The organism is Pseudomonas sp. H1_F01 (assembly GCF_054681425.1).
In genome coordinates this window covers 2,093,785-2,119,128 of the sequence record NZ_CP162823.1, presented here as the reverse complement: position 1 = coordinate 2,119,128, position 25,344 = coordinate 2,093,785, and the positions used below count along the sequence as shown (strand labels likewise).

General features: G+C 61.9%; 25 protein-coding genes and 1 pseudogene. 2 read left to right on the top strand and 24 right to left on the bottom strand.

The annotated features are described in order from the left end of the window. Nucleotides 1-380: 380 nt before the first annotated feature. The 13 genes from AB4O09_RS09790 to AB4O09_RS09730 all read right to left on the bottom strand — a co-directional run bounded on the left by AB4O09_RS09790 (nt 381) and on the right by AB4O09_RS09730 (nt 10,559). Nucleotides 381-1,175 carry a TatD family hydrolase gene (locus AB4O09_RS09790; protein ID WP_003204241.1) on the bottom strand — a complete coding sequence of 265 codons (795 nt, stop codon included), beginning with the start codon at nt 1,173-1,175 and terminating at the stop codon, nt 381-383. Between the two features lie 11 nt (nt 1,176-1,186). After that, nucleotides 1,187-1,543, bottom strand: a complete 357-nt coding sequence (locus AB4O09_RS09785; RefSeq protein ID WP_003204243.1) for a PilZ domain-containing protein — start codon at nt 1,541-1,543, stop codon at nt 1,187-1,189. A gap of 65 nt (nt 1,544-1,608) precedes the next feature. Beyond that, nucleotides 1,609-2,595: a DNA polymerase III subunit delta' gene (locus AB4O09_RS09780; protein ID WP_003204245.1), complete on the bottom strand. Its 987-nt coding sequence runs from the start codon at nt 2,593-2,595 to the stop codon at nt 1,609-1,611. Then, on the bottom strand, nt 2,588-3,220 hold the full coding sequence (gene tmk / locus AB4O09_RS09775) for a dTMP kinase (protein ID WP_003204247.1): 633 nt from the start codon (nt 3,218-3,220) through the stop codon (nt 2,588-2,590). The genes AB4O09_RS09780 and tmk overlap by 8 nt, the downstream gene beginning before the upstream one ends. Nucleotides 3,221-3,239: 19 nt before the next feature. Further along, nucleotides 3,240-4,400 (bottom strand): endolytic transglycosylase MltG, encoded by a 1,161-nt coding sequence (gene mltG, locus AB4O09_RS09770; RefSeq protein WP_003204249.1) that lies wholly within the window; start codon nt 4,398-4,400, stop codon nt 3,240-3,242. A gap of 3 nt (nt 4,401-4,403) precedes the next feature. Next, nucleotides 4,404-5,219, bottom strand: coding sequence for an aminodeoxychorismate lyase (pabC, locus tag AB4O09_RS09765; protein WP_460108134.1), 816 nt, complete (start codon nt 5,217-5,219; stop codon nt 4,404-4,406). Further along, complete coding sequence (gene fabF, locus AB4O09_RS09760) at nt 5,219-6,463, bottom strand: beta-ketoacyl-ACP synthase II (RefSeq protein WP_003204255.1); 1,245 nt, start codon at nt 6,461-6,463, stop codon at nt 5,219-5,221. The genes pabC and fabF overlap by 1 nt, the downstream gene beginning before the upstream one ends. A 108-nt stretch (nt 6,464-6,571) precedes the next feature. Then, complete coding sequence (gene acpP, locus AB4O09_RS09755; protein ID WP_003175607.1) at nt 6,572-6,808, bottom strand: acyl carrier protein; 237 nt, start codon at nt 6,806-6,808, stop codon at nt 6,572-6,574. A 191-nt stretch (nt 6,809-6,999) separates the two neighbouring features. Then, nucleotides 7,000-7,743 (bottom strand): 3-oxoacyl-ACP reductase FabG, encoded by a 744-nt coding sequence (gene fabG, locus AB4O09_RS09750; RefSeq protein WP_003204256.1) that lies wholly within the window; start codon nt 7,741-7,743, stop codon nt 7,000-7,002. Nucleotides 7,744-7,758: 15 nt separating this feature from the next. Next, nucleotides 7,759-8,697: an ACP S-malonyltransferase gene (gene fabD, locus AB4O09_RS09745; RefSeq protein ID WP_003204258.1), complete on the bottom strand. Its 939-nt coding sequence runs from the start codon at nt 8,695-8,697 to the stop codon at nt 7,759-7,761. A gap of 123 nt (nt 8,698-8,820) precedes the next feature. Continuing rightward, on the bottom strand, nt 8,821-9,831 hold the full coding sequence (gene plsX / locus AB4O09_RS09740; RefSeq protein ID WP_080560998.1) for a phosphate acyltransferase PlsX: 1,011 nt from the start codon (nt 9,829-9,831) through the stop codon (nt 8,821-8,823). Nucleotides 9,832-9,835: 4 nt separating this feature from the next. Continuing rightward, the gene (gene rpmF, locus AB4O09_RS09735) at nt 9,836-10,018 is read right to left on the bottom strand and encodes a 50S ribosomal protein L32 (protein ID WP_003179396.1); all 183 of its coding nucleotides are present in this window, start codon (nt 10,016-10,018) and stop codon (nt 9,836-9,838) included. A 13-nt stretch (nt 10,019-10,031) separates the two neighbouring features. After that, a complete protein-coding gene (locus AB4O09_RS09730; RefSeq protein ID WP_003204262.1) occupies nt 10,032-10,559 on the bottom strand; it encodes a YceD family protein in 528 nt (175 codons plus the stop codon). Between the two features lie 105 nt (nt 10,560-10,664). Here AB4O09_RS09730 and AB4O09_RS09725 point away from each other — a divergent pair, with 105 nt between their 5' ends. Beyond that, nucleotides 10,665-11,243, top strand: a complete 579-nt coding sequence (locus tag AB4O09_RS09725) for a Maf family protein (RefSeq protein ID WP_003204264.1) — start codon at nt 10,665-10,667, stop codon at nt 11,241-11,243. 161 nt (nt 11,244-11,404) lie between these two features. On the opposite strand, the pseudogene sppA reads toward AB4O09_RS09725, so the two are convergent. The 3 genes and pseudogenes from sppA to rluC all read right to left on the bottom strand — a co-directional run bounded on the left by sppA (nt 11,405) and on the right by rluC (nt 14,022). Further along, nucleotides 11,405-12,393 (bottom strand): annotated as a pseudogene (gene sppA, locus AB4O09_RS09720) (signal peptide peptidase SppA). Between the two features lie 20 nt (nt 12,394-12,413). Then, nucleotides 12,414-13,076, bottom strand: a complete 663-nt coding sequence (locus AB4O09_RS09715; protein WP_027911491.1) for an HAD-IA family hydrolase — start codon at nt 13,074-13,076, stop codon at nt 12,414-12,416. Further along, the gene (rluC, locus tag AB4O09_RS09710) at nt 13,066-14,022 is read right to left on the bottom strand and encodes a 23S rRNA pseudouridine(955/2504/2580) synthase RluC (RefSeq protein ID WP_027911492.1); all 957 of its coding nucleotides are present in this window, start codon (nt 14,020-14,022) and stop codon (nt 13,066-13,068) included. The genes AB4O09_RS09715 and rluC overlap by 11 nt, the downstream gene beginning before the upstream one ends. Nucleotides 14,023-14,721: 699 nt before the next feature. Here rluC and rne point away from each other — a divergent pair. Continuing rightward, nucleotides 14,722-17,919, top strand: a complete 3,198-nt coding sequence (gene rne / locus AB4O09_RS09705; RefSeq protein WP_038857056.1) for a ribonuclease E — start codon at nt 14,722-14,724, stop codon at nt 17,917-17,919. 345 nt (nt 17,920-18,264) lie between these two features. Here rne and AB4O09_RS09700 read toward each other — a convergent pair whose 3' ends face one another. From AB4O09_RS09700 to AB4O09_RS09665, 8 genes are all read right to left on the bottom strand, one after another. Beyond that, complete coding sequence (locus AB4O09_RS09700; protein ID WP_038859037.1) at nt 18,265-18,855, bottom strand: nucleotidyltransferase family protein; 591 nt, start codon at nt 18,853-18,855, stop codon at nt 18,265-18,267. Between the two features lie 20 nt (nt 18,856-18,875). Further along, nucleotides 18,876-19,847 (bottom strand): XdhC family protein, encoded by a 972-nt coding sequence (locus AB4O09_RS09695; protein WP_028237407.1) that lies wholly within the window; start codon nt 19,845-19,847, stop codon nt 18,876-18,878. Continuing rightward, nucleotides 19,847-22,162, bottom strand: a complete 2,316-nt coding sequence (locus tag AB4O09_RS09690; RefSeq protein WP_003204278.1) for a xanthine dehydrogenase family protein molybdopterin-binding subunit — start codon at nt 22,160-22,162, stop codon at nt 19,847-19,849. Before AB4O09_RS09690 ends, AB4O09_RS09695 begins: the two co-directional genes overlap by 1 nt. After that, on the bottom strand, nt 22,159-22,629 hold the full coding sequence (locus AB4O09_RS09685; protein ID WP_003204280.1) for a (2Fe-2S)-binding protein: 471 nt from the start codon (nt 22,627-22,629) through the stop codon (nt 22,159-22,161). Before AB4O09_RS09685 ends, AB4O09_RS09690 begins: the two co-directional genes overlap by 4 nt. Nucleotides 22,630-22,894: 265 nt before the next feature. Continuing rightward, nucleotides 22,895-23,914 (bottom strand): UDP-N-acetylmuramate dehydrogenase, encoded by a 1,020-nt coding sequence (gene murB, locus AB4O09_RS09680; protein ID WP_003204282.1) that lies wholly within the window; start codon nt 23,912-23,914, stop codon nt 22,895-22,897. After that, the gene (locus AB4O09_RS09675; RefSeq protein WP_013694001.1) at nt 23,911-24,375 is read right to left on the bottom strand and encodes a low molecular weight protein-tyrosine-phosphatase; all 465 of its coding nucleotides are present in this window, start codon (nt 24,373-24,375) and stop codon (nt 23,911-23,913) included. The genes murB and AB4O09_RS09675 overlap by 4 nt, the downstream gene beginning before the upstream one ends. Beyond that, the gene (gene kdsB, locus AB4O09_RS09670) at nt 24,375-25,139 is read right to left on the bottom strand and encodes a 3-deoxy-manno-octulosonate cytidylyltransferase (protein ID WP_003204286.1); all 765 of its coding nucleotides are present in this window, start codon (nt 25,137-25,139) and stop codon (nt 24,375-24,377) included. The genes AB4O09_RS09675 and kdsB overlap by 1 nt, the downstream gene beginning before the upstream one ends. Then, nucleotides 25,136-25,321 (bottom strand): Trm112 family protein, encoded by a 186-nt coding sequence (locus tag AB4O09_RS09665; RefSeq protein WP_003179363.1) that lies wholly within the window; start codon nt 25,319-25,321, stop codon nt 25,136-25,138. Before AB4O09_RS09665 ends, kdsB begins: the two co-directional genes overlap by 4 nt. Nucleotides 25,322-25,344: the final 23 nt, after the last annotated feature.

The following is a 25,344-nucleotide window of genomic DNA, read 5'->3' as shown; positions in this document are numbered from 1 at the left end:
AAAAGGTCTGAAGGGTCAAAATTCGAAGCCGGGTATTATGCCTAACTTACGCAAAAATGCACGGATCATCCGTTCTCGGCCACTGTTCTTCACAAAACCGTACACACCCGGCTCACCGTTTCTCACGCCAATGCGCCGTGCCTGCGAGCTTTGGCGACAGTGAGAACTTATCCGAAGCGAGCGTATTCCAAATTTGTTTAAAAACCGCCCCGGCCAGACTGGACGGGTTGGCATACTGATCAATACTTGAACTGTCGGCGCGACATCTCCCCCAAGTGACGCGCTGATGAAGGTACCAACGGACCGCGTACCTTTGTTTTACTCCTAATGGTCTTAACCCGGATTCACCCCCCAGAACCCGGGTTTTTTTTGCATGGAATTCAGGCTTGCGCCGCCCGCACATGAGCCAGCGGAAACAATTGCTTAAAATTCTCCGTCGTCTGCTCGGCAAACCGCTCGTAGGACTCACCGCGCAGCATCGCCAGGAACTCTGCCACTTCCCGTACGTATTGCGGAAGGTTCGGCTTGCCACGATAGGGAATGGGCGCCAGGTAAGGCGAGTCGGTCTCCACCAACAGCCGATCAGCCGGCACTTTGCTGGCAACGTCGCGCAATGCATCGGCATTGCGGAACGTGACAATCCCGGACAAGGAAATGTAATAGCCCATGTCCAGGGCGGCCTTGGCCATGTCCCAGTCTTCGGTGAAGCAATGCAGCACCCCGGCCTGGGGCAGCGCGGCGTCACGCAGCAAGGCCAGGGTGTCGGCCCGGGCGCCACGGGTGTGGATGATCACCGGCTTGCCGGTTTGTCGGGCGGCCTCCAGGTGCAGCCGGAATGACGCCTGCTGCACGTCAGCGGCTTCCGGTTCGTAGTGATAGTCCAGGCCGGTTTCGCCGATGGCGACCACCCGTGGATGGTCCAGCTCACGCAACAGCCAATCGAGCGCCGGCGCAGCGTCGGGCTGGACATCCAGCGGATGAACACCGACCGAACAATCGACATCGGCATAACGTTCGGCCAGGGCCTTGACGTCGGCGGCGTTGTCGGCGCTGACGCCGATGCACAGGAAATGACCGACACCCCGTTCACGGGCCGCGTCCAGCGCAGCATCCAGGGAGCCGCCATGGGCAGCGAGGTCGAGACGGTCAAGGTGACAATGGGAATCTACAAGCATAAAAGGCCGGGCTACATCGTATGGGTGGGACGGTCGGACTTCAGGGAGCCGGCCAAGTGGGTTTCGATCTGATTGCGGGCGGAATTGTCGCCGTCGCTGAATTGCACACCGACGCCGGCGGCCCGATTGCCCTGGGCGCCTTTGGGCGTCATCCAGATCACCTTGCCGGCGACCGGGATCTTTTCCGCTTCATCCATCAGGCTCAAGAGCATGAACACTTCATCGCCCAAGCGATAATTCTTGTTGGTCGGAATGAACAGGCCGCCGTTCTTGATGAAGGGCATGTAGGCGGCGTAGAGCACCGACTTGTCCTTGATGGTCAGGGACAGGATACCGTTGCGTGGCCCGGGACTGACAGGTTCGTTCATGCTGATCTCCGCTGCGATTGAGCTGAGTTTAGTGTCCTGTATCACAGGACACTAGGCCGTGTCTGTCAGTTTCGACCAGGCAAACTCGCCCACTGCACCAACAGCGCCTCGAGCAACAGCACCCGATTGAGGTTCGCTTTGCCCAGCACCTTCTGACGTTGGGCAAGAATCCAGTCCTGAATGTTCAAGATTTTATCCTGGCTGCTTTTTTGCGCCAGGTACTGGATCACCTTGCGCATGTCCGCCAACCCCAGGCCAGCCTCATCCTCGGTCAATTGGTAACGCAGGATCAGGCTCGACCAGTCGCAGAACCAGTCAAACAGCAAGAGCAACGGGATCGCGTTCCAACCCTCGGCCAGTTGCGTGGGGGATTGCTGCTGCTTGAGCAGTTTCTTGACCCCCTCCACCACCAAGGCCCGCTGCTCCCGCACGCCCTGGGCCTGAAGGCTGACAGCCGCCAGGGGCGAGCCGGCCGCCAGGGTCAGCAACTCGACACGCTCTTCGTCGCTGCTGTCGGGCAAGGCCTGGGCCAGCCACTGCAAGCTCATCGCCTCGCTCGGCAGCGGGCAGGCCTGTTGCACGCAGCGACTCTTGATGGTCGGCAGCAAGCGACTCGGCTGGTGGCTGACCAGTAGCAACACGGTGTCGCCGGAAGGCTCTTCAAGACTTTTGAGCAAGGCGTTGGCGGCGTTGATGTTCATCGACTCGACCGGCTCGATCAGCACCACCTTGCGCCCGCCCATCTGCGAGGTCTGGACCACGAAGCTGACCAGGTCCCGAACCTGGTCGACCTTGATCGCCTTGTCCGCCTCTTCCGGTTCCAGCACGTAATTATCGGGATGGCTGCCCGCCTTGAGCAGCAGGCAGGACTTGCACTCGCCGCAGGCATTCGAGACACCCGGGCGCTGGCACAGCAGGCTGGCCATCAGGCGCTCGGCCAGTGCCCGCTTGCCGATGCCGGCCGGGCCGTGCAACAGATAGGCATGGGCATGCTGGGCACGACCGGCCAGTTGCTGCCAGAGGCCGTCTTGCCAGGGATAGGCTTCAGCCACGGACACGCTCCAGCAAACGCGGCAGCAAGCCGTCCAGGGACTGTTGGACCTGGGTCAGCGGTTGCGCGGCATCGATCAGCAGGTAACGCGCCGGATCGGCCTTGGCGCGACTCAGGAAGGCATTGCGCACGGCATTGAAGAAAGCCTGGCCCTCAAGCTCGAAACGATCCAGGCGGCCACGGGCACTGGCGCGGGCCAGGCCGATTTCCACCGGCAGGTCGAACACCAGGGTCAGGTCTGGCCGCAGGTCACCCTGGACGAAGGCTTCCAACGCGGCGATGCGCTCCACGGACAAGCCCCGGCCGCCGCCCTGGTAGGCATAGGTCGAATCGGTAAAACGATCGCAGAGCACCACCGCGCCACGGGCCAGCGCCGGGCGAATCACCTCGGCCAGATGCTGTGCCCTGGCGGCGAACACCAGCAACAGCTCGGTGTCGGGGTTCATGACCTCTTCAATGGGCGCCAGCAGCACCTCGCGAATTCGCTCGGCCAGCGGCGTACCGCCCGGCTCACGGGTCAACACCACCTCGATGCCAGCGGCCTGCAGGCGTTCGGCCAGGTATTCGCGATTAGTGCTCTTGCCGGCGCCTTCCGGGCCTTCCAGCGTTATAAACAAGCCAGTCACAGGCGATCCTTAATCAAAGTCATTGCGGGCTCGGCGGCTCGCTGGCATCCGGTTCGGGAGCAGGTACTTGGGGCGGCACCTGGGGTACAGCGTCGGGCGCCGTGTCGGGTGATGCCGCGGGAATCGGTGCCTGCTCGTCCGATGTTGCCGGAGCCGGGCTGGAGCGGTAATCGGCACGGCGCTTGAGTTGGAATTCGCGCACCGCGTTGTTGTGCGACTCCAGGTCATCGGAAAACACGTGGCTGCCGTCACCACGCGCGACGAAGTAAAGGCTATTGCCCGACGCCGGGTTCAATGCCGCATGAATCGCTTCGCGCCCCACCATCGCAATCGGCGTCGGCGGCAAGCCCGGGATCAGGTAGGTGTTATAGGGGTTTTCTTCTTTCAGATGGGCGCGGGTGAGTTTGCCGGTGTAGCGCTCGCCCAGACCATAGATCACCGTGGGGTCGGTCTGCAGCAGCATGCCCAGGCGCATGCGCCGCACAAAGACGCCGGCAATCTGCCCGCGCTCCTGGGGCACACCGGTTTCCTTCTCCACCAGGGACGCCATGATCAGCGCTTGATACGGCTGGGTGTAAGGCACATCGGCGGCACGCTGTGCCCACTCCTTGGCGAGCACGTCTTCCAGGCGGTCGTAGGCTTTTTTCAGCAGGTCGACATCCGAGGTGCCGCGCACGAAGCGATAGGTATCCGGGAAGAACCGGCCTTCGGGAAATATCCCGGAGTGACCAAGACGGTCCATGACCTGGGCGTCGCTCAGGCCGGTGAGAGTCTGCTGGAGTTTTTCATCCTTGGTCAGCGCCGCGCGCACCTGACGGAAATTCCAGCCCTCCACCAGCGTCACGCTGTACTGCACCACTTCGCCGCGCTTCCAGACACCGATCAGGCCTTCCATGGTCATGCCCGGCACCATCCGATATTCACCGGAATGCAGTGGCTGGTCGGCGAGATTGAAGCGCCAATAGATCCGCAGCCAGAAGGCGTCCTTGATCAGGCCATCGGCTTCGAGGCGCTTGAGGGTTCCGGTCGGGGTGGTCCCGTTGGGCACGTCCAGCAATTCTTCCTGGGTGATGTTCAGCGGCTGTTGCAGCGCCGAATGAATCTTCCAGGCCGAAGCGCCCAACAACAGCCCTGCCAGAACCAGTCCGGTCTCCAGCAGCAGCAAGAATTTACGTCTCACGAATCAAACATCCAATAGCGCACTGGCAAGGGTTTGCAGTTTACGGGTGAGCGGGCCAACCGACCAGCGCGCCGAACCGCATCCGCGTACCGGCCACACGCCATAAACGCTGTTGCAGACGAAGACTTCATCAGCCTGGTGCAACTGTTCGAGACTGATATCCGTGATTTGCGTGGCGATGCCTTGGGACTTGGCTTGAAACAATAATTCTGCGCGCATCACGCCGGCCACGCCGCAACGGCTCAGGTCGGCCGTGAACAACACGCCATCGCGCACCAGGAACAGGTTGCTGAACACACCTTCGATCACCCGCCCGGACGTATCCAGCATCAAGCCCTCGGCATACTGCCCGTCGCTCCATTCGGCACGAGCCAGCACTTGTTCCAGGCGATTGAGGTGCTTGAGACCAGCGAGCAAGGGCTGCTCGGACAACCGCACGCTGCAGGGAAACAGAAGAACGCCTTGTTCGGCATGGGCGGCAGGATAAGCGGCTGGCGGGTTCCCTTGCAGGATGCGTCGGGCCGGGGCCAAGGGATCTGCGGCATAACCGCGCAGACTGTCGCCACGGGTCACGATCAACTTCAGCACGCCGTTGCCCAGGCACCGGGCATAGGCATTCAGCTCGGTGCTCAACGCGCTCATGTCAACGTTGAGCGCCAACCGCCGGCAACCGGCTTCCAGGCGTTGCAGGTGACGGTCCAGCAACACTGGCCCGCCAGTGTGCACGGCGAGGGTTTCGAACAACCCATCGCCGTAAGCCAGGCCACGATCTTTCAGCGACAGGACGTCGGCCGGCTGACCGTCGACCCAGCTTTCCATCAACCGGCGAACCGGCGGAACACCAGCGAACCGTTGGTCCCGCCAAAGCCGAAGGAGTTGGACAGCACCACATCGATGTCCATGCCGCGGGCAGTGTGCGGCACGAAGTCCAGGTCGCAACCTTCGTCCGGCTCATCGAGGTTGATGGTCGGCGGCGCTGTCTGGCTGTTGATCGCCAGGACGCTGAAGATCGCTTCCACCGCCCCTGCCGCACCCAGCAGGTGACCGGTCATGGACTTGGTCGAGCTGACCGCCAGCTTGTAGGCGTGCTCGCCGAACACGGTCTTGATCGCCTGGGCTTCGGCCAGGTCGCCGGCCGGGGTCGAAGTGCCGTGGGCGTTGATGTACTGCACCTGCTCGCCGTTGAGCTTCGCATCACGCAAGGCGTTGGCGATGCACCGGGCAGCACCGGCGCCATCGGCCGGTGGCGACGTCATGTGGTACGCATCGCCACTGGTGCCAAAGCCGATCAGTTCGGCGTAGATGGTCGCGCCGCGCGCCTTGGCGTGTTCCAGTTCCTCGAGCACCAGCGCACCGGCACCGTCGGACAGCACGAAGCCATCGCGGCCCTTGTCCCACGGCCGGCTCGCACGGGCGGGCTCGTCGTTGCGGGTCGACAGCGCACGGGAAGCGCCAAAGCCACCCATGCCCAGGCCGCAAGCCGCCATCTCTGCGCCACCGGCAATCATCACGTCGGCTTCGTCGTACATGATGTTGCGCGCGGCCATGCCGATGCAGTGGGTACCGGTGGTGCACGCCGTGGCAATGGCGTAGTTGGGTCCCTGGGCACCCAGGTGGATGGACAGGAAACCGGAAATCATGTTGATGATCGAGCCCGGCACGAAGAACGGAGAAATCCGTCGCGGCCCCGATTCGTGCAGCGTGCGGCTGGTTTCTTCGATATTGGTCAAGCCGCCAATACCCGAACCCATGGCCACGCCGATGCGTTCACGGTTGGCGTCGGTGACTTCCAGCCCGGCGTTGCGCACTGCCTGGAAACCGGCTGCCAAGCCGTATTGAATGAACAGGTCAAGTTTGCGAGCTTCCTTGACCGACAGGTATTCCTCGACATTGAAGCCCTTTACCGAGCCGCCAAAACGGGTGGAATAGGCAGAAAGGTCGGTGTGTTCGATCAGACCAATGCCACTGCGGCCAGCCAGAATGCCCTGCCAACTGCTCGGCACATCCGTGCCCAGTGGCGACAACATACCCATACCGGTGACTACGACGCGTCTACGCGACACAGCACTCTCCTTTTTCTAATGACGACTTTGCATCAGGCCTAAAGAAAAAACCGCACGCCGTGATGGCAGTGCGGTTTTTCCATGACAGCTAGCGACGACTAAAAACGATTACGCCTGGTGGCTGGTAACGTAGTCGATAGCAGCTTGTACAGTAGTGATCTTCTCAGCTTCTTCGTCAGGAATCTCGGTCTCGAATTCCTCTTCCAGAGCCATCACCAGCTCAACAGTGTCAAGGGAGTCGGCACCCAGGTCTTCAACGAAGGAAGCGGTGTTCACAACTTCTTCTTCTTTAACGCCCAGTTGCTCGGCAACGATTTTCTTGACGCGCTCTTCGATGGTGCTCATACCTTGTTTTCACTCCTAATGGACAAATTCAGGCAGCTGGCCGGTGGGTAAGTGTATAGAAGAACTTTTCGGTTTTTCAACCGAAAGCTTCACTCCTCAAACCCTGCGGCCCGCCGTCTATAAATTGATTGCAGCTTTATAACGGATTTTAGACAGCTCGTATGACATTTTTTTGAAGCAATCCGTCACATTTAACTCATGTACATCCCGCCGTTTACCGGGATTGTAGCCCCGGTCACGTATGCCGCACCGTCCGACGCAAGAAAAGCGACCACGGACGCGATTTCTTGAGCTTGCCCCAGACGACCCAGCGGAATCTGCGTCAACAAGGCTTCACGCTGTGCTTCTGGCAGTTCACGGGTCATGTCGGTGTCGATGAAACCCGGTGCAACCGAGTTTACCGTAATCGAGCGCGAACCCACTTCACGCGCCAGCGCACGGCTGAAACCTTCCAGACCGGCCTTCGCCGCAGCATAGTTTACTTGGCCTGCGTTGCCCATGGCACCCACAACCGAACCGATACTGATAATTCGACCCCAGCGAGCCTTGGTCATGCCACGCAAAACGCCCTTGGACAGCCGGTACAGACTGTTCAGGTTGGTGTCGATCACGTCGAACCATTCGTCATCTTTCATGCGCATCATCAGGTTATCGCGGGTGATACCGGCATTATTGACCAGGATCGCCGGCGCACCGAACTGCTCCTGAATGCTTGCCAACACCGCCGCAACGGATTCGTCGCTGGTGACGTTCAGCTCCAGGCCGGTGCCTTGGATGCCGTTTTCCTTCAGGGTCGCAGCGATACGCTCGGCGCCCGAAGCGGAAGTCGCGGTGCCGATAACAATGGCGCCTTGACGACCCAGTTCCAGGGCGATGGCCTGGCCGATGCCACGGCTTGCACCGGTCACCAGTGCAACTTTACCTTGCAGACTCATGCAAGCTTCTCCTGTTCAGGCCTGCGCTGCACGGGCGGCAGCGAAGGCGTCTGGGGTGTTGAGGTTGGAAGTCGACACGCCTTCGGCGCAGCGTTTGTTCAGGCCTGCCAGCACTTTGCCAGGGCCGCATTCGACCAGCTCGGTCGCGCCCTTGGCCGCCAGGGTCTGCACCGATTCGACCCAGCGAACCGGCTTGTAGAGTTGCTCCAGCAGATCACGCTTGAGGGTCTCGAGATCCGGCGCCACGTTGGCGCTGACGTTCTGCACCACGGGAATCTGCGGGGCCTGCCAGTCGATGGCGGCGATGGATTCGGCAAAGCGCTCGGCAGCCGGACGCATCAGTTCGCAGTGCGACGGCACGCTGACCGGCAGTGGCATGGCGCGCTTGGCGCCACGGGCCTTGCAGCCCTCGATGGCGCGCTCGACAGCGGCCTTGGCACCGGCGATGACCACTTGGCCCGGGGAGTTGAAGTTCACCGCACTGACCACATCGCCTTGGGCCGCTTCGGCACAGGCGGCCAGCACATCGGCGTCTTCCAGGCCGAGGATCGCGGCCATGCCGCCCTGCCCGGCCGGAACCGCTTCCTGCATCAACTGGCCACGACGCTCCACCAACTTCACCGCGTCGCCCAGGCTCAGGCTGCCAGCGGCTACGAGGGCGCTGTATTCGCCCAGGCTGTGACCGGCGACGAATGCCGGACGCGCGCCGCCTTCAGCCAGCCACAGGCGCCACAATGCGATAGAGGCGGTCAGGATGGCCGGTTGGGTTTTATCGGTTTGATTGAGGCGCTCTTCCGGCCCTTGCTGGGTCAGTGCCCAGAGGTCATAGCCGAGCGCATCGGAAGCTTCTTTGAATGTTTCGAGGATCAGCGGGTATTGCGCGCCCAGCTCGGCCAGCATGCCGAGGGACTGCGAGCCCTGTCCTGGAAAGACGAATGCGAGGGAAGCAGACATGAAAACAAAGCCCCTAATGATCTTGTCGTCAAAAATTGACGCCCCTGGGGGCGCTAGGAAACTGAGAGTTGGATGGCGGCTTGAACCGACCGGTCACATTTAAGCATTGTCGGACGAAAACGCCTAAGTTAACAAATCCTCGAGGCGACCATGCAGGCGCTCCGGCAGGTTTTCCTGGATCTCGATCACCGCTCGGTTGATCGCGCTCTGGAAACCCTGCACGCCCGCCGAACCATGGCTCTTGATCACGATCCCCTGCAACCCGAGAAAACTCGCACCGTTATGCCGCGCCGGCGCCAGGTCGGCCTGCAACCGACGCATCAACGGCAACGCCAAGGCGCCGACTACCCGCGAGGCCAAGCTTTGCTTGAACAAAGTCTCGATACGCTGGCCGATCATGGTGGCCAGGCCTTCGCTGGACTTGAGCAGGATATTGCCGACGAAGCCATCACACACCACCACATCGGCCTCGCCACGGTACAAGCCATCGCCTTCGACGAAGCCGATGTAGTTGATGCCGCGCGCGCCCTGCAGCAGCGTGGCCGCCAGCTTGACCTGCTGGTTGCCCTTGATGTCTTCGGTGCCGATGTTCAGCAACGCCACACGCGGGCGCACGATGCCCAGGGTTTCTGCCGCGACCGAGCCCATCACCGCAAATTGCAGCAAATGCTCGGCACTGCAATCGACGTTGGCCCCCAGGTCGAGCAACTGACAAAACCCACGCTGGGTCGGGATCGCCGCCACCATCGCGGGCCGGTCGATACCCGGCAAGGTCTTGAGCACGTAGCGCGACAGCGCCATCAGCGCGCCGGTATTGCCAGCGCTGACGCATGCCTGGACCTTGCCATCGCGCAGCAGCTCAAGGGCCACCCGCATCGAAGCGTCGGGCTTGCCGCGCAGGGCCTGGGCCGGCTTTTCGTCCATGGTGATGATTTCGGACGCTGGGGCAATAGTCAGGCGCGCGCGATCGACAGCCGATTGGCCGCTGAGCATTTCTTCCAGGAGGGAGGGTTGACCGACGAGGGTCAGGTGCAGCGAGGGTGTAGCATTCAGACAAGCGAGGCTGGCCTGAACAATGCTGCGGGGACCGAAGTCCCCGCCCATTGCGTCAATCGCGATGACTTGAGCGGACAAGTGATTACTCGTCAGCGCCCTTGTCGATCACTTTACGGCCACGGTATACGCCTTCTGGCGATACGTGGTGACGCAGGTGAACTTCACCAGTGGTTTTTTCTACGGACAGGGTGCTAGCCTCGAGAGCGTCGTGCGAACGGCGCATGTCACGGGCAGAGCGGGATTTTTTGTTCTGCTGAACAGCCATAATTGATTAACTCCTAAACGTTTGGGTCACGCTTTAACTGCGCCAATACACTGAACGGGTTGGACCGCGTTACCTCGTCCTCGCTCGGTTCGGGCTCATCTGCTCCCGCCGGCTGCTGGCATTCTTCCGGATGATGAGCAGGCACAATGGGCAAGGCGAGCAGAAGCTCCTCCTCGATCAGTGACTGCAGATCCAATGGATCTTCGCCCAGTTCCAGCACGTCATAACCTTTCGGCAACGACTGGGTATTCGCACCCTCCTTCACCACGGCGTAACTGCACTCGCTGTGGATCGGCAGGGTGACCAGCTCAAGACAACGCTGGCAAACCATTTTGACTTCAGTGTCGATAAAGCTGTGGATAACCACAGATTTACGTTCATCTCGTTCAAAAACGAATTTGGCCTGGACCGTACCGACATCGTCGGAAAGCGGGTCGCAGAGTCTCTTCAAATCGGCCAGCAGCAGTTCACCTTGAAGGGTGGTGCCACGGTCAGCCAATTTGCGCGGGTCAACGTGAGGTGGAATCGGGTCATTCAACATAGGCGCAGCATTATAGGGATGCCCCCGGCCATGTCAAAGGAAATTCAGCCCTGTCCGTCACTTGCGCGCCTCGCTAGAATTCAGCCCTGCCTTTTGGAGCCGCCCATGCTGCCTTTATTACTTGCCTCAAGCTCGGTCTATCGCCGGGAATTGCTTGCCCGCCTGGGACTGCCGTTCGTCTGCTGCTCACCCGACATCGACGAAAGCCATCGCCCCGGCGAGCCCGCCCTTGAACTGGTCAAGCGCCTGGCCCGGGAAAAAGCCCTGGCACTGGCCGACAGCCACCCGGCGCACCTGATCATCGGTTCAGACCAGGTCGCCGTGCTCGGCGAACGCATCCTGGGCAAGCCTCACACCTTCGAGAACGCTCGCGAGCAACTGCTGGCTGCCAGCGGCACCAAGGTCACGTTCCTGACCGGCCTGGCACTGCTCAACAGCCAGACCGGCACCTGCCAGGTCGACTGCATTCCGTTTACCGTCACCATGCGCACCCTGGACCCAGAGCGCGTCGAACGCTACCTGCGGGCCGAGCAGCCTTACGACTGCGCCGGCAGCTTCAAGGCCGAAGGACTTGGCGTGAGCCTGTTCCAGAGCACCGAAGGGCCAGACGCCACCAGCCTGATCGGCCTGCCACTGATTCGTCTTGTGGATATGTTGCTGGCCGAGGGCGTGCAGGTTCCCTGATCCAACATACAATGTGTGGCGAAGGAATTCATTTGTGGGAGCAAGGCTTGCCCGCAATGCAGGCCCGTGATGATACAGGCCAGCCGAGTTATCGCTCATCGCGAGCAAGCTTTGCTCCCACGGCAATCTCCTCACCACAGAAGATCGCGCGAAACGAGGAGCTAGCGCAACGTCGGCCCCTGGAAGCCCATCCACATCGCCAGATGCTCGGCGATGCTTGCCCCAGCTTTTTCGAGAAGCGATCGAACGGTGACTCTTCGATCGTGAAGTCCACCAGGTCCTTCTGACCGATCACATCCCGCGCCACCGAACTGGCACTGCCCAAGCCGTCGATCAGGCCCAGCGGCAATGCCTGCTCCCCCGACCAGACCAGCCCGGAGAACAGCTCCGGATGCTCCTTGTCCTTCAGGCGCTCGCCTCGGCCCTTCTTGACGCTGGCAATGAATTGCTTGTGAGTGGTGTCGAGCACGCTCTGCCAAAAAGCGGTTTCTTCAGGCTTTTGCGGCTGGAACGGATCAAGGAAGGATTTATGCTCGCCGGAGGTATACACACGACGCTCCACGCCCAGTTTCTCCATGGTCCCGACAAAGCCATAGCCGGCCGCTGTCACACCAATGGAGCCCACCAGGCTGGCCTTGTCGGCATAGATCTGGTCCGCCGCACTGGCAATGTAATAGGCACCGGAAGCACCGAGATCGGAAATGACCGCATACACCTTGATATCCGGGTGCAATGCGCGCAACCGCACGATCTCGTCGTAGACGTATCCCGATTGCACCGGGCTACCGCCGGGACTGTTGATGCGCAGCACCACGCCCTTGACCTTCGAGTCCTCGAAGGCGGCCCGCAGGCTACCGACAATGTTGTCGGCACTGGCAGGCTCTTTGTCGGCGATCATGCCCTCGATATTGATCAAGGCGGTGTATGCCGAGCCGGCGACAGCGCTTTTCTCCATATCCATCAGCGGCGTGAACAGCGCCAATGCAACAAAGAGATAAGTAAAGGTCAGCAATTTGAAGAAAATACCCCAGCGACGGGAGCGACGCTGTTCCTGCACGCTGGCGAGCAAGGTTGTTTCCAACAGCTTCCAGCTTTTGTCATCCCCGCTCTCGGCGCTCGCCTTGACAGGTGCTTTCCATTCATCGGTCATGCGTGAATCCCCAGCAAAACTTAAAGAGCCCGCTGGCTCAGCCAGGCGTGCAACTCAGGAAAATGATCAATGGCCAGTCGCGGCTCGAATGCCCGCAGTGCCTCGATCGTTTGAGCGCCGTAGCTGACCGCCACCGAGCCCATGCCGGCGTTGCGCGCCATCTGCAGGTCGAATGACGAATCCCCCACCATCAGCGCCTCATCCGGCCGCACGTTGCAATGCGCCAGGATCTGCTCGAGCATCAGCGGATGCGGCTTGCTGGCGGTTTCATCCGCGGCACGGGTGATATCGAAATAATCCTCCCAGCCATGGGACTTGAGCACTCGATCCAGCCCGCGACGAGCCTTGCCGGTCGCGACAGCCAGGTGATAGCCCTCGGTACGCAGAACCTCCAGCGTACCCGCCACGCCATCGAACAATGGTGAAGGCTCGGCGTCCAGCGCGATATAGTGATCGGCGTAATGCTGGCGAAAAACCACCAGCTCACTGTCGTCAATTTCCGGATACAGGCTGCGAATGGCTTCTGGCAACCCGAGACCGATGATGCCTTTCACCGCTGAGTCGTCGCATCGGGCAAACGCCATATGGTCCGAGGCGACATGCATCGCCTCCACGATCCGACCAATGGAGTTGGCCAGAGTGCCGTCCCAATCGAAGATCAGCAGTTTGTAGTCAGGATGCACTCAACCGCTCCACGGTCTTGGCCCACATGTCATCCACCGGGGCCTGCAATTTCAGCTCGCCACCATCGGGCAGCGGCACGGTCAGCATGTAAGCATGGAGAAACAGGCGCTTACCGCCCAGATCGCGGATTTCCTTGGTGAAATCGTCATCGCCGTATTTGCTGTCGCCGGCAATGCAATGCCCGGCATGCAAGGTGTGGACACGGATCTGGTGAGTACGCCCGGTCACGGGCTTGGCCTCGATCAGGGTGGCGAAGTCGTCGAAGCGGCGCAGCACCTTGAACACCGTCAGCGCCTCCTTGCCCTCCTCGTTGACTTCGACCATGCGCTCGCCGGAACGCAGGTTGCTCTTGAGCAACGGCGCACGGACTTGCTTGATGGAGGTTTCCCAACGGCCACGCACCAGCGCCATGTAGCGCTTGTCGACGCCGTCGCCGCGCAATTGCTCGTGCAGGTGGCGCAACATGCTGCGTTTCTTGGCGATCATCAGCAAGCCGGAGGTGTCGCGGTCGAGGCGATGGACCAGTTCCAGCTCCTTGGCGTCCGGACGCAACTGACGAAAGGCTTCGATCACACCGAAATTCAGGCCGCTGCCGCCGTGAACCGCAATGCCCGCGGGCTTGTTGATCACGATCAGGGCTTTGTCTTCATAGATAATCGAGGCTTCAAGGCGCTGCAGCAGCCCCTGGGCCAGGGGCACCGGCTCATCGCGCTCGGGCACGCGAACCGGCGGCACGCGCACGATGTCACCAGCCTGGAGCTTGTACTCGGGCTTGATCCGACCTTTATTCACCCGCACTTCGCCTTTGCGCAAAATGCGGTAGATCAAGGTCTTGGGCACGCCTTTGAGCCGGGCCAGCAGGAAGTTATCGATTCGTTGGCCGGCATATTCCGGCGAGACCTCGAGCAGTTGAACGCCAGGGGTCGAAGGGGCAGTAGTTGTCATGGCGGCGATCATAACAATTTTTTATGGAATTGAAGCACTTAATCATTGCTGCTATAGTCGCGAACGCCGCCAAAAGTGGCTGGACAGTGGACTAACGGTCAAAAACCGGCCCTGACCAACGCAATTCACGAGGACGAGAGGCCGTCCTACGGGGCTTTCGCTACGTAACGGTAGAGTTTTCAGGTGTAACGAGCGCAGGTGACATGAGGCCTGAAATACGCCGCAAAGCAGAGTTTTGACTCGCCTTGCGCGCCACATTCACGGCCAGTTCACAAAGTGCAGTCAGCTGCGGACGACCCCGAGCGAATGCTTCGGAAACAACGCCTAAATTAGCCATGATGCGTGACCTCCCCTTCCGGAGCTCACGGTAAATGCCAACCCGCTGCGGATTCTGCGCGCGGCAGCACCCGAATTATCAGGGATACGTGTAGGGTGGAGATGTACAACCGTCGGACTGTGTAGCACTAGGCTTATATTTAGACGCTTCATCTCGTCCACAGGCGCCGGTTGATTCCTCCTCCTGACTGAGTGCTTGAGTACCAGCAAGCAGGACGCGTCCGTCGCGACTTCGCCATCATTGGGTCGAACTCGCTGGACACTGGAGTGGCCTTGCCATCTCCAGGACGCACCTGACACCGACCGTGAGAAGTCGTGTGTGCCGAACGCCGTTTCCGGCAGCCCGGAAACCGACGGTACTACATGAAAAGAATGCTGATTAACGCAACTCAACCCGAAGAGTTGCGTGTTGCACTGGTAGACGGCCAGCGCCTCTACGACCTGGATATCGAATCCGGTGCACGCGAGCAGAAGAAGGCCAACATCTATAAAGGCCGGATTACTCGCATCGAACCAAGCCTTGAGGCTGCCTTTGTCGATTTCGGCTCCGAGCGCCACGGCTTCCTGCCCCTCAAAGAAATCTCCCGCGAATACTTCAAGAAGGCCCCTGAAGGCCGCGTCAACATCAAGGACGTCCTGAGCGAAGGCCAGGAAGTCATCGTCCAGGTCGAAAAAGAAGAACGTGGCAACAAGGGCGCCGCCCTGACCACCTTCATCAGCCTGGCCGGCCGTTACCTGGTCCTGATGCCGAACAACCCTCGCGCCGGTGGCATCTCCCGCCGCATCGAAGGCGAAGAGCGCAACGAACTGCGTGAAGCCCTGAACGGCCTGGTTGCCCCGGCGGACATGGGCCTGATCGTGCGTACTGCAGGCCTTGGCCGCAGCAGCGAAGAAATGCAGTGGGACCTCGACTACCTGCTGCAACTGTGGACCGCCATCAAAGAAGCCTCGCTGGATCGCTCCGCGCCGTTCCTGATCTACCAGGAAAGCAACGTGATCATCCGCGCCATCCGCGATTACCTGCGCCAGGACATCGGCGAAGTGCTGATCGACAGCGTCGAAGCCCAGGACGAAGCCCTGACCTTCATTCGCCAGGTGATGCCGCAGTACGCCAGCAAGATCAAGCTCTACGAAGACAGCGTTCCGCTGTTCAACCGTTTCCAGATCGAAAGCCAGATCGAGACCGCCTTCCAGCGCGTCGTCGAACTGCCGTCCGGCGGCTCCATCGTCATCGACCCGACCGAAGCCCTGGTGTCCATCGACATCAACTCGGCCCGCGCCACCAAAGGCAGCGACATCGAAGAAACCGCCCTGCAGACCAACCTTGAAGCGGCCGAGGAAATCGCCCGTCAGTTGCGCCTGCGCGACATCGGCGGCCTGATCGTCATCGACTTCATCGACATGACCCCGGCCAAGAACCAGCGCGCCGTGGAAGAAAAGGTCCGTGAATGCCTGGAAGCCGACCGCGCCCGCGTACAGGTCGGTCGCATCTCGCGCTTCGGCCTGCTGGAAATGTCCCGTCAGCGCCTGCGTCCGTCCCTGGGCGAAAGCAGCGGCATCGTTTGCCCGCGTTGCAACGGCACGGGCATCATCCGTGACGTCGAGTCGCTGTCCCTGGCGATCCTGCGCCTGATCGAAGAAGAAGCCCTGAAAGACCGCACCGCCGAAGTTCGCGCCCAGGTGCCGATCCCGGTGGCCGCGTTCCTGCTCAACGAAAAACGCAACTCGATCACCAAGATCGAACTGCGTACCCGCGCCCGTATCGTCATCCTGCCGAACGATCACCTCGAAACGCCGCACTTCGAAGTGCAGCGCCTGCGCGATGACAGCCCGGAAGCCCACACCAACCAGTCCAGCTACGAAATCGCTGCTGCCGCTGCCGAAGTGGAAGAAGTCCAGCCGGCCGCCGCCACTCGCACCCTGGTTCGCCAGGAAGCCGCGGTCAAGACCGCTCCGGCCCGCGCCAACGCTCCGGTTCCGACCGAAGTGGCCGCTCCGGTTGCCGCCCCGGCCGCTGCACCAGAGCCAAGCCTGTTCAAAGGCCTGGTGAAGTCGCTGGTCAGCCTGTTCGCCACCAAGGAAGAACCTGCTGCCCCGGCCGTCGTCGCCAAGCCTGCCACGACCGAGCGTCCTACCCGCAACGAAGAACGCCGTAACGGTCGCCAACAGACCCGCAACCGCAACGGTCGTCGTGACGAAGAACGCAAACCTCGCGAAGAGCGTGCACCGCGTGAAGAACGCGCGCCACGTGAGCCGCGTGAAGAGCGTCAGCCGCGCGAAGCTCGTGAGGAAGCGCCAGCCGTAGCCCGCGAAGAGCGTGCACCGCGTCCGCCGCGTGAAGAACGCCAGCCGCGCGCACCGCGTGAAGATCGCAAGCCACGTGGCGAGCGTGAAGAACGTGTTCGCGAATTGCGCGAGCCACTGGATGCCGCCCCGGCTGCCGCCGCCGCCACCGCTGAAGAGCGTCCGGCTCGCCAGCCTCGTGAAGAACGTGCACCGCGTCCGCCACGTGAAGAGCGCCAGCCACGCGCCGAGCAGGCAGCCGCCGCTGCCAGCGAAGAAGAAGTGCTGAACACCGAAGAGCAGTTGCAGGAAGACGGCCAGGACACCGCCGAAGGCGATCGTCCACGCCGCCGCTCCCGTGGCCAGCGTCGTCGCAGCAACCGTCGTGAGCGTCAGCGTGACGCCAACGGCAACGTGATCGAAGGTTCGGAAGAGTCCGAGTCCACCGAGAACGCTGAAGCGCCAAGCGCTGCCGACCTGGCCGCCGGCCTGGCCGTGACTGCCGCCGTTGCCAGCAGCGCAATCAGCGCCCCGGCCGAAGCCCAGGCTCACGAACAAGCCGAACGCGCTACCGCTGCCGTGGAAAGCGCGCCAGTTGCTGAAGCTCCGGTAGTCGAAGCCACTACTCCGGTAGAAACCACTGCTTCGCCAGAAGTGGAAGTCGCCCCGGCCCATGAAGCCCAGGTTGCTGAAACTGAAGTGGTCGCCGAGCCTGCACCGGTCGTCGAGCAGCCAGTGGTAGCCGCTGAGCCGGCCTTCGAAGCACCGGCCGAGGAAAAGGCCCCAGAGCCTGCCCGCGAGGAGCAGACTGCGTTCAACTGGACCGCCGAGCCAGTTGCACCGGCACCTGTTGTCGAGCCAGAACCGACACCAGAACCCGTGAAAGCGGTCGAGCCAGAAGTGGTCGAGCCTGCTCCAGTGGTCGAAGCACCCGTGGTTGTCGAAGCACCGGCCCCGGTTGAAGAGCCAGCACCTGCCAGCGCCCTGACCGCAAATGGCCGCGCGCCGAACGATCCGCGTGAAGTGCGTCGTCGCAAGCGTGAAGCCGAGCGTCTGCAGAAGGAAGCCGAACAAGCTGCCGCTGCTGCCGCTCAAGCGCCTGCTGTCGAACCAGCTCCAGTCGTGGAAGAAGTCGCCGAGGCAGCCCCTGCCCCGGTCGCCGAGGCCCCGGCTGAATCGGCTCCAACGTTCGACGAACCTCAGCACACTGCTGAAGAAGTCGTGCCGCGTCACACTGAAGCCCTGGAAAAAGAGCACGAGCCTAAACCTCACGCCTGATTCCACCGCCCAGTAAAAAGCCCCGCCTGGTCATGCCAGGCGGGGCTTTTTTATGCCTTCATACTTATCCACAGTGGGTCTGGGACCAGGCACAAGATTTATGCCCCCTGAAGATCCAATGTGAGAGCCGAGCTCGCTCGCGATGGCGCCGGGTCAGCTTGCATCAATGCTGAATGCCAGACCGCTTTCGCGAGCAAGCTCGCTCCCACAGGGATCTGGGGGCGGGCACAAGATTTATGCCCGTTGAAGATCCAATGTGGGAGCCGAGCTTGCTCGCGATGGCGCCGGGTCAGCTTGCATCAATACTGAATGTCAGCTCGCTCCCACAGGCTTCTGCGTCGTCTGTTATTTGAAGGCCAGTGCCTCTGGCACATCTACATCCCACGTTACGCCCGGGTCATCCACCGACACTTCGACCACTTGCGCCCCGGCAAACAATACCTTGGCCCCCCGATCACCGGTCAATGCCATCAGTTTCGGTCCAAACCCACGACCGAATCCCACCGGATGCCCGTACTCACCGGCAAGAACCGGCACGCTGATGCCGTCCGCGCGGATCCCTGCCACCACCTGTTCGATGCTCGACGGCAGGATGAAGGGCATGTCGCCCAGCACTATCAGCCAGCCATCAAGGTCCGGGCAGGCCTGGACGCCTGCGGCAATGCTGTCGCCCAGGCCGGGCGAGTCCAGCTCCACGAAATCGCAGCCATAGGCCTGGGCCATGCGAACGGCTTGCGGCCGATCCCTGCTCGTCACCAGCAGGCGCTTTTCCAGGGCGGCTGGCAGATTCACCAGCACCTGTTCGATCACCGACCGCACGGCGCCGTCACGCCCGGCGCAATCAGCCAGCAATTTATCCTTGTCCGGGCCTGCAATACGGCGGAAACGGCTGCCCGATCCGGCCGCCAGAATGATCACGCCAATCGACTCGCTCATACGCCCTCCTTGCCCACGGCTTACAGCGGCTTTTTCTGCCGCAGTTCAACGCCATTCTTGATGGCCACGATTTCGGCCAGCAGCGACAAGGCGATTTCCGCCGGGGTGTGGCTACCGATGTGCAAGCCGATGGGTCCATGCAAGCGTTCAATGGCCTCTGCTGACAAGCCTAGCTGAGCGAGGTTATCCCGGCGCTTCTGGCTGTTGACTCGCGACCCCAGGGCGCCGACATAAAAAGCCTTGGAGTCCAGGGCCGTAAGCAGCGCCATGTCGTCCAGGCGTGGGTCATGGGTCAAGGCCACAATGGCGGTGCGTTCGTCGGTCTGGATGCTCAACACCGCTTCGTCGGGCATCCCCGAGACGAAGCGGCCATGCTGCTCTTCCCAACCATAGACAAACTCCTTGCGCGGATCGCAAATCAGCACTTCAAAGTCCAGCAGCCGGGCCATTTCCGCCACGTAGCGCGACAGTTGCCCTGCGCCAATCAGCAGCAGCCGCCAACGCGGACCGTATATGGCCCGCAGGACCTGCCCATCGAACACCAGGGCGTCGGTCTTGCTGGCCGGGGTCAGGACCACGTTGCCGCTGGCGACTGTCAGCTCACGGGCGACAATCTCATGGGCTTCGCAACGTTCCAGCAACTGCGCGACCCAGTATGGGTCGCCCACCCGCTCTTCGGTCAGGCGCAGGGTGCCGCCGCACGGCAGGCCGAAGCGCGCCGCTTCTTCGCGGGTGACGCCATAGGTGATCAGTTGCACCGGCGGACCGTCCGCCGGAATGCGACCGTCGTGCAACCGGGCGATCAGGTCATCCTCGACACAACCGCCCGACACCGAACCAATCACCACGCCATCTTCGCGAAGGGCCAGCATCGCCCCCGGCGGCCTTGGCGCGGTACCCCAGGTCTGGACCACAGTGAACAGCACCACCCGCTGCCCGGCGCGGCGCCACTCAAGCACGCTGCGCAGGACGTTCAGATCAACGCTGTCCATCAGGCCTTTGCCTGCTGCCAGCCCTGCAGCTGATAGCGCACAGGCAGGCTACGAATACGCTTGCCAGTGGCAGCGAAAATCGCGTTGCACAGCGCAGGCGCAATCGGCGGCACGCCCGGCTCGCCGACACCGCCCAACGGCACCTCACCCGGCGGCGTGACCAGATGCACCGCCACTTCCTTGGGCGCCAGGGACATGCGCGCCACTTCGTACATATGGAAATTGTCCTGCTGCACCTTGCCGTCCTTGAAGCTGATTTCCCCTACCATGGCATTGCCCAGGCCCATGACGCAGGCGCCCTCGAACTGGGAACGGATGCGCTCGGGGTTGATCTGCGGACCGCAATCCACGGCGATGTCCGCCTTGTGCACGATCACCGTGCCATCGTCCTTGACCTCCACCTCGATCACCGCCGCCACGTAAGTGACGAAGCTGTAATGCACCGCCAACCCCAGGCCACGGCCCTTCGGCAGCTCCCGGCCCCAACCGGCGGCCTTCGCAGCGGTTTCCAGCACCGTGCGAATCCGCGCGGTATCAATCGGATAACGCTCGGGGGATTCGCCATAGTTCCATTCTTCGCTCAAGGTACGCGGATCGATCTTGCGGTCCGGCCCGAGCAATTTGACCTGGTACTTCAGCGGATCCTGGCCGGCCTTGTGGGCCAATTCGTCGATGAAACTCTGGATCGCGAAACCATGGGGGATGTTCGACACCGAACGGTACCAGCCCACCCGGGTGTGAGCCGTGGCTTCGGGGTTCTCCAGGCGCAGGTTCGGGATGGCGTAGGCCATGTTGGTCACGCCCATGCCTATTTCGAACGGCGCCTCGTGGGTCATGCCCGGCGCAAACAGTGCGGTGATGCTCGGGGCCACGGTGCGGTGCAACCAGCCGGACGGCATACCGTCCTGGTTCAGGCCGGCCTTGAGGTATTCGGCCGATACAGTGTGGAAATACGAGTGATGGATGTCGTCCTCGCGGGTCCATTGCACCCGTATCGGCTGGCCTGGAAACTCCTTGGCAAGCACCGCTGCTTCGACGACGAAATCGGGTTTGGACTTGCGTCCGAAACCACCGCCCAGCAACGTGATGTTCACCGTGACCTTATCGAAAGGAATGCCCAGGCGTTCGGCGACACGTTCACGGGTCACCTGCGGGGCCTGGCTCGGTGCCCAGGCCTCGCATTGACCGTCCTTGAACCGGGCAACGGCAACCATCGGCTCCATCGGTGATTGGGACAGGTGCGGCAAGTAATACGCCGCTTCCAGGGTCGAGTCGGCCTTGGCCAACGCGTCGTCGAGGTCGCCGCTGCTGCGCACGACTTTTCCGGGCTTGAGGGCCGCCGCTTCCAGTTCCTTGCGATAGGCAATGGAGTCATACCCGGCATTCGGGCCGTCGTCCCACTGGATTTTCAACGCTTCGCGGCCCTTGATCGCCGCCCAGGTGTTCTTCGCCACCACCGCCACGCCGCCCAACGGCTGGAATTCCGAGGGCAGCGGGCGCCCTTCGATCTGCACCACCTTGATCACGCCCGGTACTTTCAGCGCCGCGCTGCTGTCCACGCTCTTGACCTTGCCACCATAGACCGGCGGACGCGCGATGACGGCATAGAGCATGCCGTCGAAATGCACATCGGCACCAAACACGGCACGACCGTTGACGATGTCCGCACCATCAATGGCCCGGCTCGCCTCCTTGCCGATGTAGCGGAACTCCGATGGCTGCTTGAGGCGCAAGCTGTCACGCCCCGGCACCGGCAAGGCACTGGCCGCAGCGGCCAATTCGCCATAGCCCAGTTCACGCCCCGAAGGCTGGTGCAGCACTTTGTGCAGTTGGGCATGGCATTCACCCACCGGCACCTTCCACTGCGCAGCGGCGGCCTGTTCCAGCATGGTCCGGGCGGCAGCACCGCAACGGCGCATCGGCTCGTACCAATGACGCATGCTACGCGAGCCGTCGGTATCCTGGTTGCCGAAGCGCGCCTCATCGGCCGGCGCCTGCTGCACCTTCACACGCGCCCAGTCGGCCTCCAGCTCATCGGCCACGACCATGCTCAGGCTGGTGCGCACACCCTGGCCCATTTCCGAACGGTTGCAGATCACGGTCACGCTGCCATCAGCGGCAATGCTGACGTACACCTTCGGGTCGTCGACCGCGCCATGGGGCATGCCCTCGGCACCGAATTTCTTTTCCTCGGCAAAGGCCTCCGGCAGGCCCCACGTGGCCGCCAGCACCAGCACACCGGTGGCGCTCGCGCCTTTGAGGAAGCCGCGACGGCTGAGGTTGCTCAGGACAAAATCATCGGGCAAGCGGCTCATGCCTTGGCCTCCTTCAGGTGAGTGGAGGCCTGGCGGATCGCGGTCTTGATCCGGTTGTAGGTGCCGCAGCGGCAGATGTTGCCGACCATGGCTTCTTCGATCTGCTCGTCACTCGGGTTGGGGTTGGTCTTGAGCAAGGCGGTCGCCGACATGATCTGCCCACCCTGGCAGTAACCGCACTGGGCCACCGCCGTGTCGAGCCAGGCCTTCTGGACGATTTGCCCGACCGGATCGACATGAAGTTCGTCGATGGTGCTGACATTTTGCCCATTCACAGAACCGATTGGCGTAATGCAGCTGCGCGCCGGGGCGCCGTCGATGTGGATGGTGCACGCGCCGCACAGGCCCATGCCGCAGCCGAATTTGGTGCCGTTGTAACCGGCTACATCCCGAATAGCCCACAGCAGCGGCATGTCCTCGGTCACATCCAGTTGATGGTCTTTTCCATTGAGTTTCAGGGTAATCATGGGCACGCCCGCATAGTTATCGAGTTATGGGGTCGAGCAATCTGCCGCCGGGTTGACGGTTCGGTTGTCGCAGACTGGCTCAGGCTGATCGGGCTCTCTTATGCCGGCGCACGCAGGCGTCTGCATCGGGCCTTTAGGATGCGATGGTCGCATCGTTAGGAAGCTAAATTAACCCAGGATCACGCAAAACGCCCTGCACAATCCTGCACAAATGCTTGTGTGCGGGGTGTGCAGGGCGTTTTTTCAGGCGGTCGCAAAGCGCGGTTCAGTACCGATTGGGTTCCATTTCCAGCTCGACCTGGAAACGTTCGGCAATGTCTTTCTGGATGCGCAGGGCCAGGTCCAGAAGTTGCGGGCCCGTGGCGCTGCCGTAGTTGACCAGCACCAACGCCTGCAACTTGTGCACCCCGGCATCACCTTCGCGAAAGCCCTTCCAGCCGGCGCGCTCGATCAGCCAGCCAGCAGCGACTTTCATCTGCCCCTCAGGCTGTGGATAAGCCACCAGGTCAGGGTATTGCAGCTTTAAGTGCGCCACGTGCGCGGCCGGCACCAGCGGGTTCTTGAAGAAGCTGCCGGCATTGCCCAGCACCGCCGGGTCCGGGAGTTTTTCGCTGCGGATGCTGCAAATGGCCCGGCTCACATCGGTGGGTGTTGCCTGCTCGATGCCCTGCTCGGTCAATCGCTGACGCACCGGGCCGTATTCCAGATGCAAGTGCGCGGCGCGGCTGAGGGCAAAACGCACCCGCAGGATCAACCAGCGACCCGCTTGCTGCTTGAACAGGCTGTCGCGATAAGCGAACCGACAGTCTTCAAGGCTGAAATCGCGCAGTTCGCCGGTCTGGCGATCGAGCGCGGTGAGGCCGGCGAAGACGTCCTTGATCTCCACACCGTAGGCGCCGATGTTTTGCATCGGTGCCGCGCCCACGGTGCCGGGAATCAGGCTGAGGTTCTCCAATCCCGCCCAACCTTGCACCAGGGTGTGCTGGACGAAAGGATGCCACGGCTCCCCTGCTTCGGCTTCGACCACCACCCGTTCGCCGTCATCGCTGAGCAGGCGAATACCGTGGCTGGCCATGCGCAGCACCAATGCATCGATGTCGCCGGTCAGCAGCAGGTTGCTGCCGCCGCCGATTACCAGCAATGGCACGGCATGTTCGGTGGCATAAGCCAACGCCTGGCGAACATCGTCATCGCTGTGGGCTTCGGCGAACAACCGGGCAGTGACGTCCACACCAAAACTGTTGAAGGGCTTGAGGCTGACGCCCGCCCGAACCTGCAAGGTCATAACCGCCCCTTCAATTCGATCACCAGGCGATCGGTAGCGCGTTCGATCAGGTCCAGCACTTGTTCGAAGCCTTGTTCGCCGTCGTAGTACGGGTCCGGTACATCGTCGAGTTCAGCCTCGTAGCGGCGCAGGAACAGATCCAGCTCGGCCTTGCCATTAGCCGGTTGCAGAGCCTTGAGATTACGCAGATTGCTGCTGTCCATCGCCAGGATCAGGTCGTAGGCGGCGAAGTCGGCGCGGGTTACCTGTTGCGCGCGCTGGGCCGACAAGTCGTAGCCACGCTTCAGGGCCGCCGCCTGGCTGCGCTTGTCCGGCGCTTTGCCGACGTGCCAGTCGCCGGTGCCGGCGGAAGCGACTTCCACCTGCCCGGCCAACCCGGCCTCACGCAACTTGTGGCGCAGGATGCCTTCGGCGGTGGGTGAGCGGCAGATATTGCCGAGGCAGACGAACAGGACCCGCATCAAGCCTCCAGCAGGCGACGAACGCGCTCGAGGTCTTCGGCGGTGTCGACACCGGTCGGCGGGGCGATCAGCGCATCGGCGACGTGGATCCGCACGCCGTGCCACAGGGCACGCAGCTGCTCCAGGGATTCAGTGTTTTCCAGCCAGCACGGGCCCCAGGCGACGAAGTCCTGGAGAAAGCCGGCGCGGTAGGCATAGATGCCGATATGGCGGCGGTACGGCACGCCCTCCGGCATCACGTCACGGCTTTGGGCGAATGCGTCCCGCGCCCAGGGCAATGTCGCGCGGCTGAAGGTCAACGCCAGGCCATTGAGGTCACTGACCACCTTGACCACATTGGGGTTGAACAGGGTCTGCACATCCTCGATCGGCTCAGCCAGGGTGGCCATGCGCGCCTCGGTGTGGGCCGCGAGGTTGGCGGCGACCTGATCGATCACGCTCGGCGGGATCAACGGCTCGTCACCCTGCACATTGACCACGATAGCGTCGGCGGCAAGACCGAGTTTCGCCGCGACCTCCGCCAGGCGGTCAGTGCCCGAATTATGGTCTTCACGGGTCAGCACGACTTCGGCGCCAAAGCCTTTGCAGGCCTCGACGATGCGCGCATCGTCAGTCGCCACCACCACACGCTGGGCGCTGCTTTTGCAAGCCTGCTCCCAGACATGCTGGATCATCGGCTTGCCGGCAATCGACAGCAACGGCTTGCCGGGCAGGCGCGTCGAAGCGAAACGCGACGGAATGACAACGGTAAAGGCTGCAGTCATTTATCCAGGCGCTCGTCGGTGGTCAGGGTACGGGCTTCGCTTTCGAGCATCACCGGGATGCCGTCGCGAATCGGGTAGGCCAGGCCGGCGCCCTTGCTGATCAGTTCGGTCTTGTCGGCGCTGAGCTTGAGCGGGCCTTTGCAGACCGGGCAGGCCAGAATGTCGAGCAGTTTGGTGTCCATGGAATTCCCCTGGATAAAAGGTT

What these genes read in the sequence shown, in the direction of transcription:
- AB4O09_RS09695 (WP_028237407.1), bottom strand. Translation starts at nt 19,847, where the DNA reads ATGGACAGCGTTGATCTGAACGTCCTGCGCAGCGTGCTTGAGTGGCGC.
- pabC (WP_460108134.1), bottom strand. Translation starts at nt 5,219, where the DNA reads ATGGAAAGCTGGGTCGACGGTCAGCCGGCCGACGTCCTGTCGCTGAAA.
- AB4O09_RS09685 (WP_003204280.1), bottom strand. Translation starts at nt 22,629, where the DNA reads ATGATTACCCTGAAACTCAATGGAAAAGACCATCAACTGGATGTGACC.
- AB4O09_RS09665 (WP_003179363.1), bottom strand. Translation starts at nt 25,321, where the DNA reads ATGGACACCAAACTGCTCGACATTCTGGCCTGCCCGGTCTGCAAAGGC.
- rne (WP_038857056.1), top strand. Translation starts at nt 14,722, where the DNA reads ATGAAAAGAATGCTGATTAACGCAACTCAACCCGAAGAGTTGCGTGTT.
- AB4O09_RS09730 (WP_003204262.1), bottom strand. Translation starts at nt 10,559, where the DNA reads ATGTTGAATGACCCGATTCCACCTCACGTTGACCCGCGCAAATTGGCT.
- AB4O09_RS09785 (WP_003204243.1), bottom strand. Translation starts at nt 1,543, where the DNA reads ATGAACGAACCTGTCAGTCCCGGGCCACGCAACGGTATCCTGTCCCTG.
- AB4O09_RS09790 (WP_003204241.1), bottom strand. Translation starts at nt 1,175, where the DNA reads ATGCTTGTAGATTCCCATTGTCACCTTGACCGTCTCGACCTCGCTGCC.
- AB4O09_RS09700 (WP_038859037.1), bottom strand. Translation starts at nt 18,855, where the DNA reads ATGAGCGAGTCGATTGGCGTGATCATTCTGGCGGCCGGATCGGGCAGC.
- rpmF (WP_003179396.1), bottom strand. Translation starts at nt 10,018, where the DNA reads ATGGCTGTTCAGCAGAACAAAAAATCCCGCTCTGCCCGTGACATGCGC.
- fabG (WP_003204256.1), bottom strand. Translation starts at nt 7,743, where the DNA reads ATGAGTCTGCAAGGTAAAGTTGCACTGGTGACCGGTGCAAGCCGTGGC.
- fabD (WP_003204258.1), bottom strand. Translation starts at nt 8,697, where the DNA reads ATGTCTGCTTCCCTCGCATTCGTCTTTCCAGGACAGGGCTCGCAGTCC.
- AB4O09_RS09690 (WP_003204278.1), bottom strand. Translation starts at nt 22,162, where the DNA reads ATGAGCCGCTTGCCCGATGATTTTGTCCTGAGCAACCTCAGCCGTCGC.
- murB (WP_003204282.1), bottom strand. Translation starts at nt 23,914, where the DNA reads ATGACCTTGCAGGTTCGGGCGGGCGTCAGCCTCAAGCCCTTCAACAGT.
- acpP (WP_003175607.1), bottom strand. Translation starts at nt 6,808, where the DNA reads ATGAGCACCATCGAAGAGCGCGTCAAGAAAATCGTTGCCGAGCAACTG.
- AB4O09_RS09675 (WP_013694001.1), bottom strand. Translation starts at nt 24,375, where the DNA reads ATGCGGGTCCTGTTCGTCTGCCTCGGCAATATCTGCCGCTCACCCACC.
- rluC (WP_027911492.1), bottom strand. Translation starts at nt 14,022, where the DNA reads ATGACAACTACTGCCCCTTCGACCCCTGGCGTTCAACTGCTCGAGGTC.
- AB4O09_RS09725 (WP_003204264.1), top strand. Translation starts at nt 10,665, where the DNA reads ATGCTGCCTTTATTACTTGCCTCAAGCTCGGTCTATCGCCGGGAATTG.
- kdsB (WP_003204286.1), bottom strand. Translation starts at nt 25,139, where the DNA reads ATGACTGCAGCCTTTACCGTTGTCATTCCGTCGCGTTTCGCTTCGACG.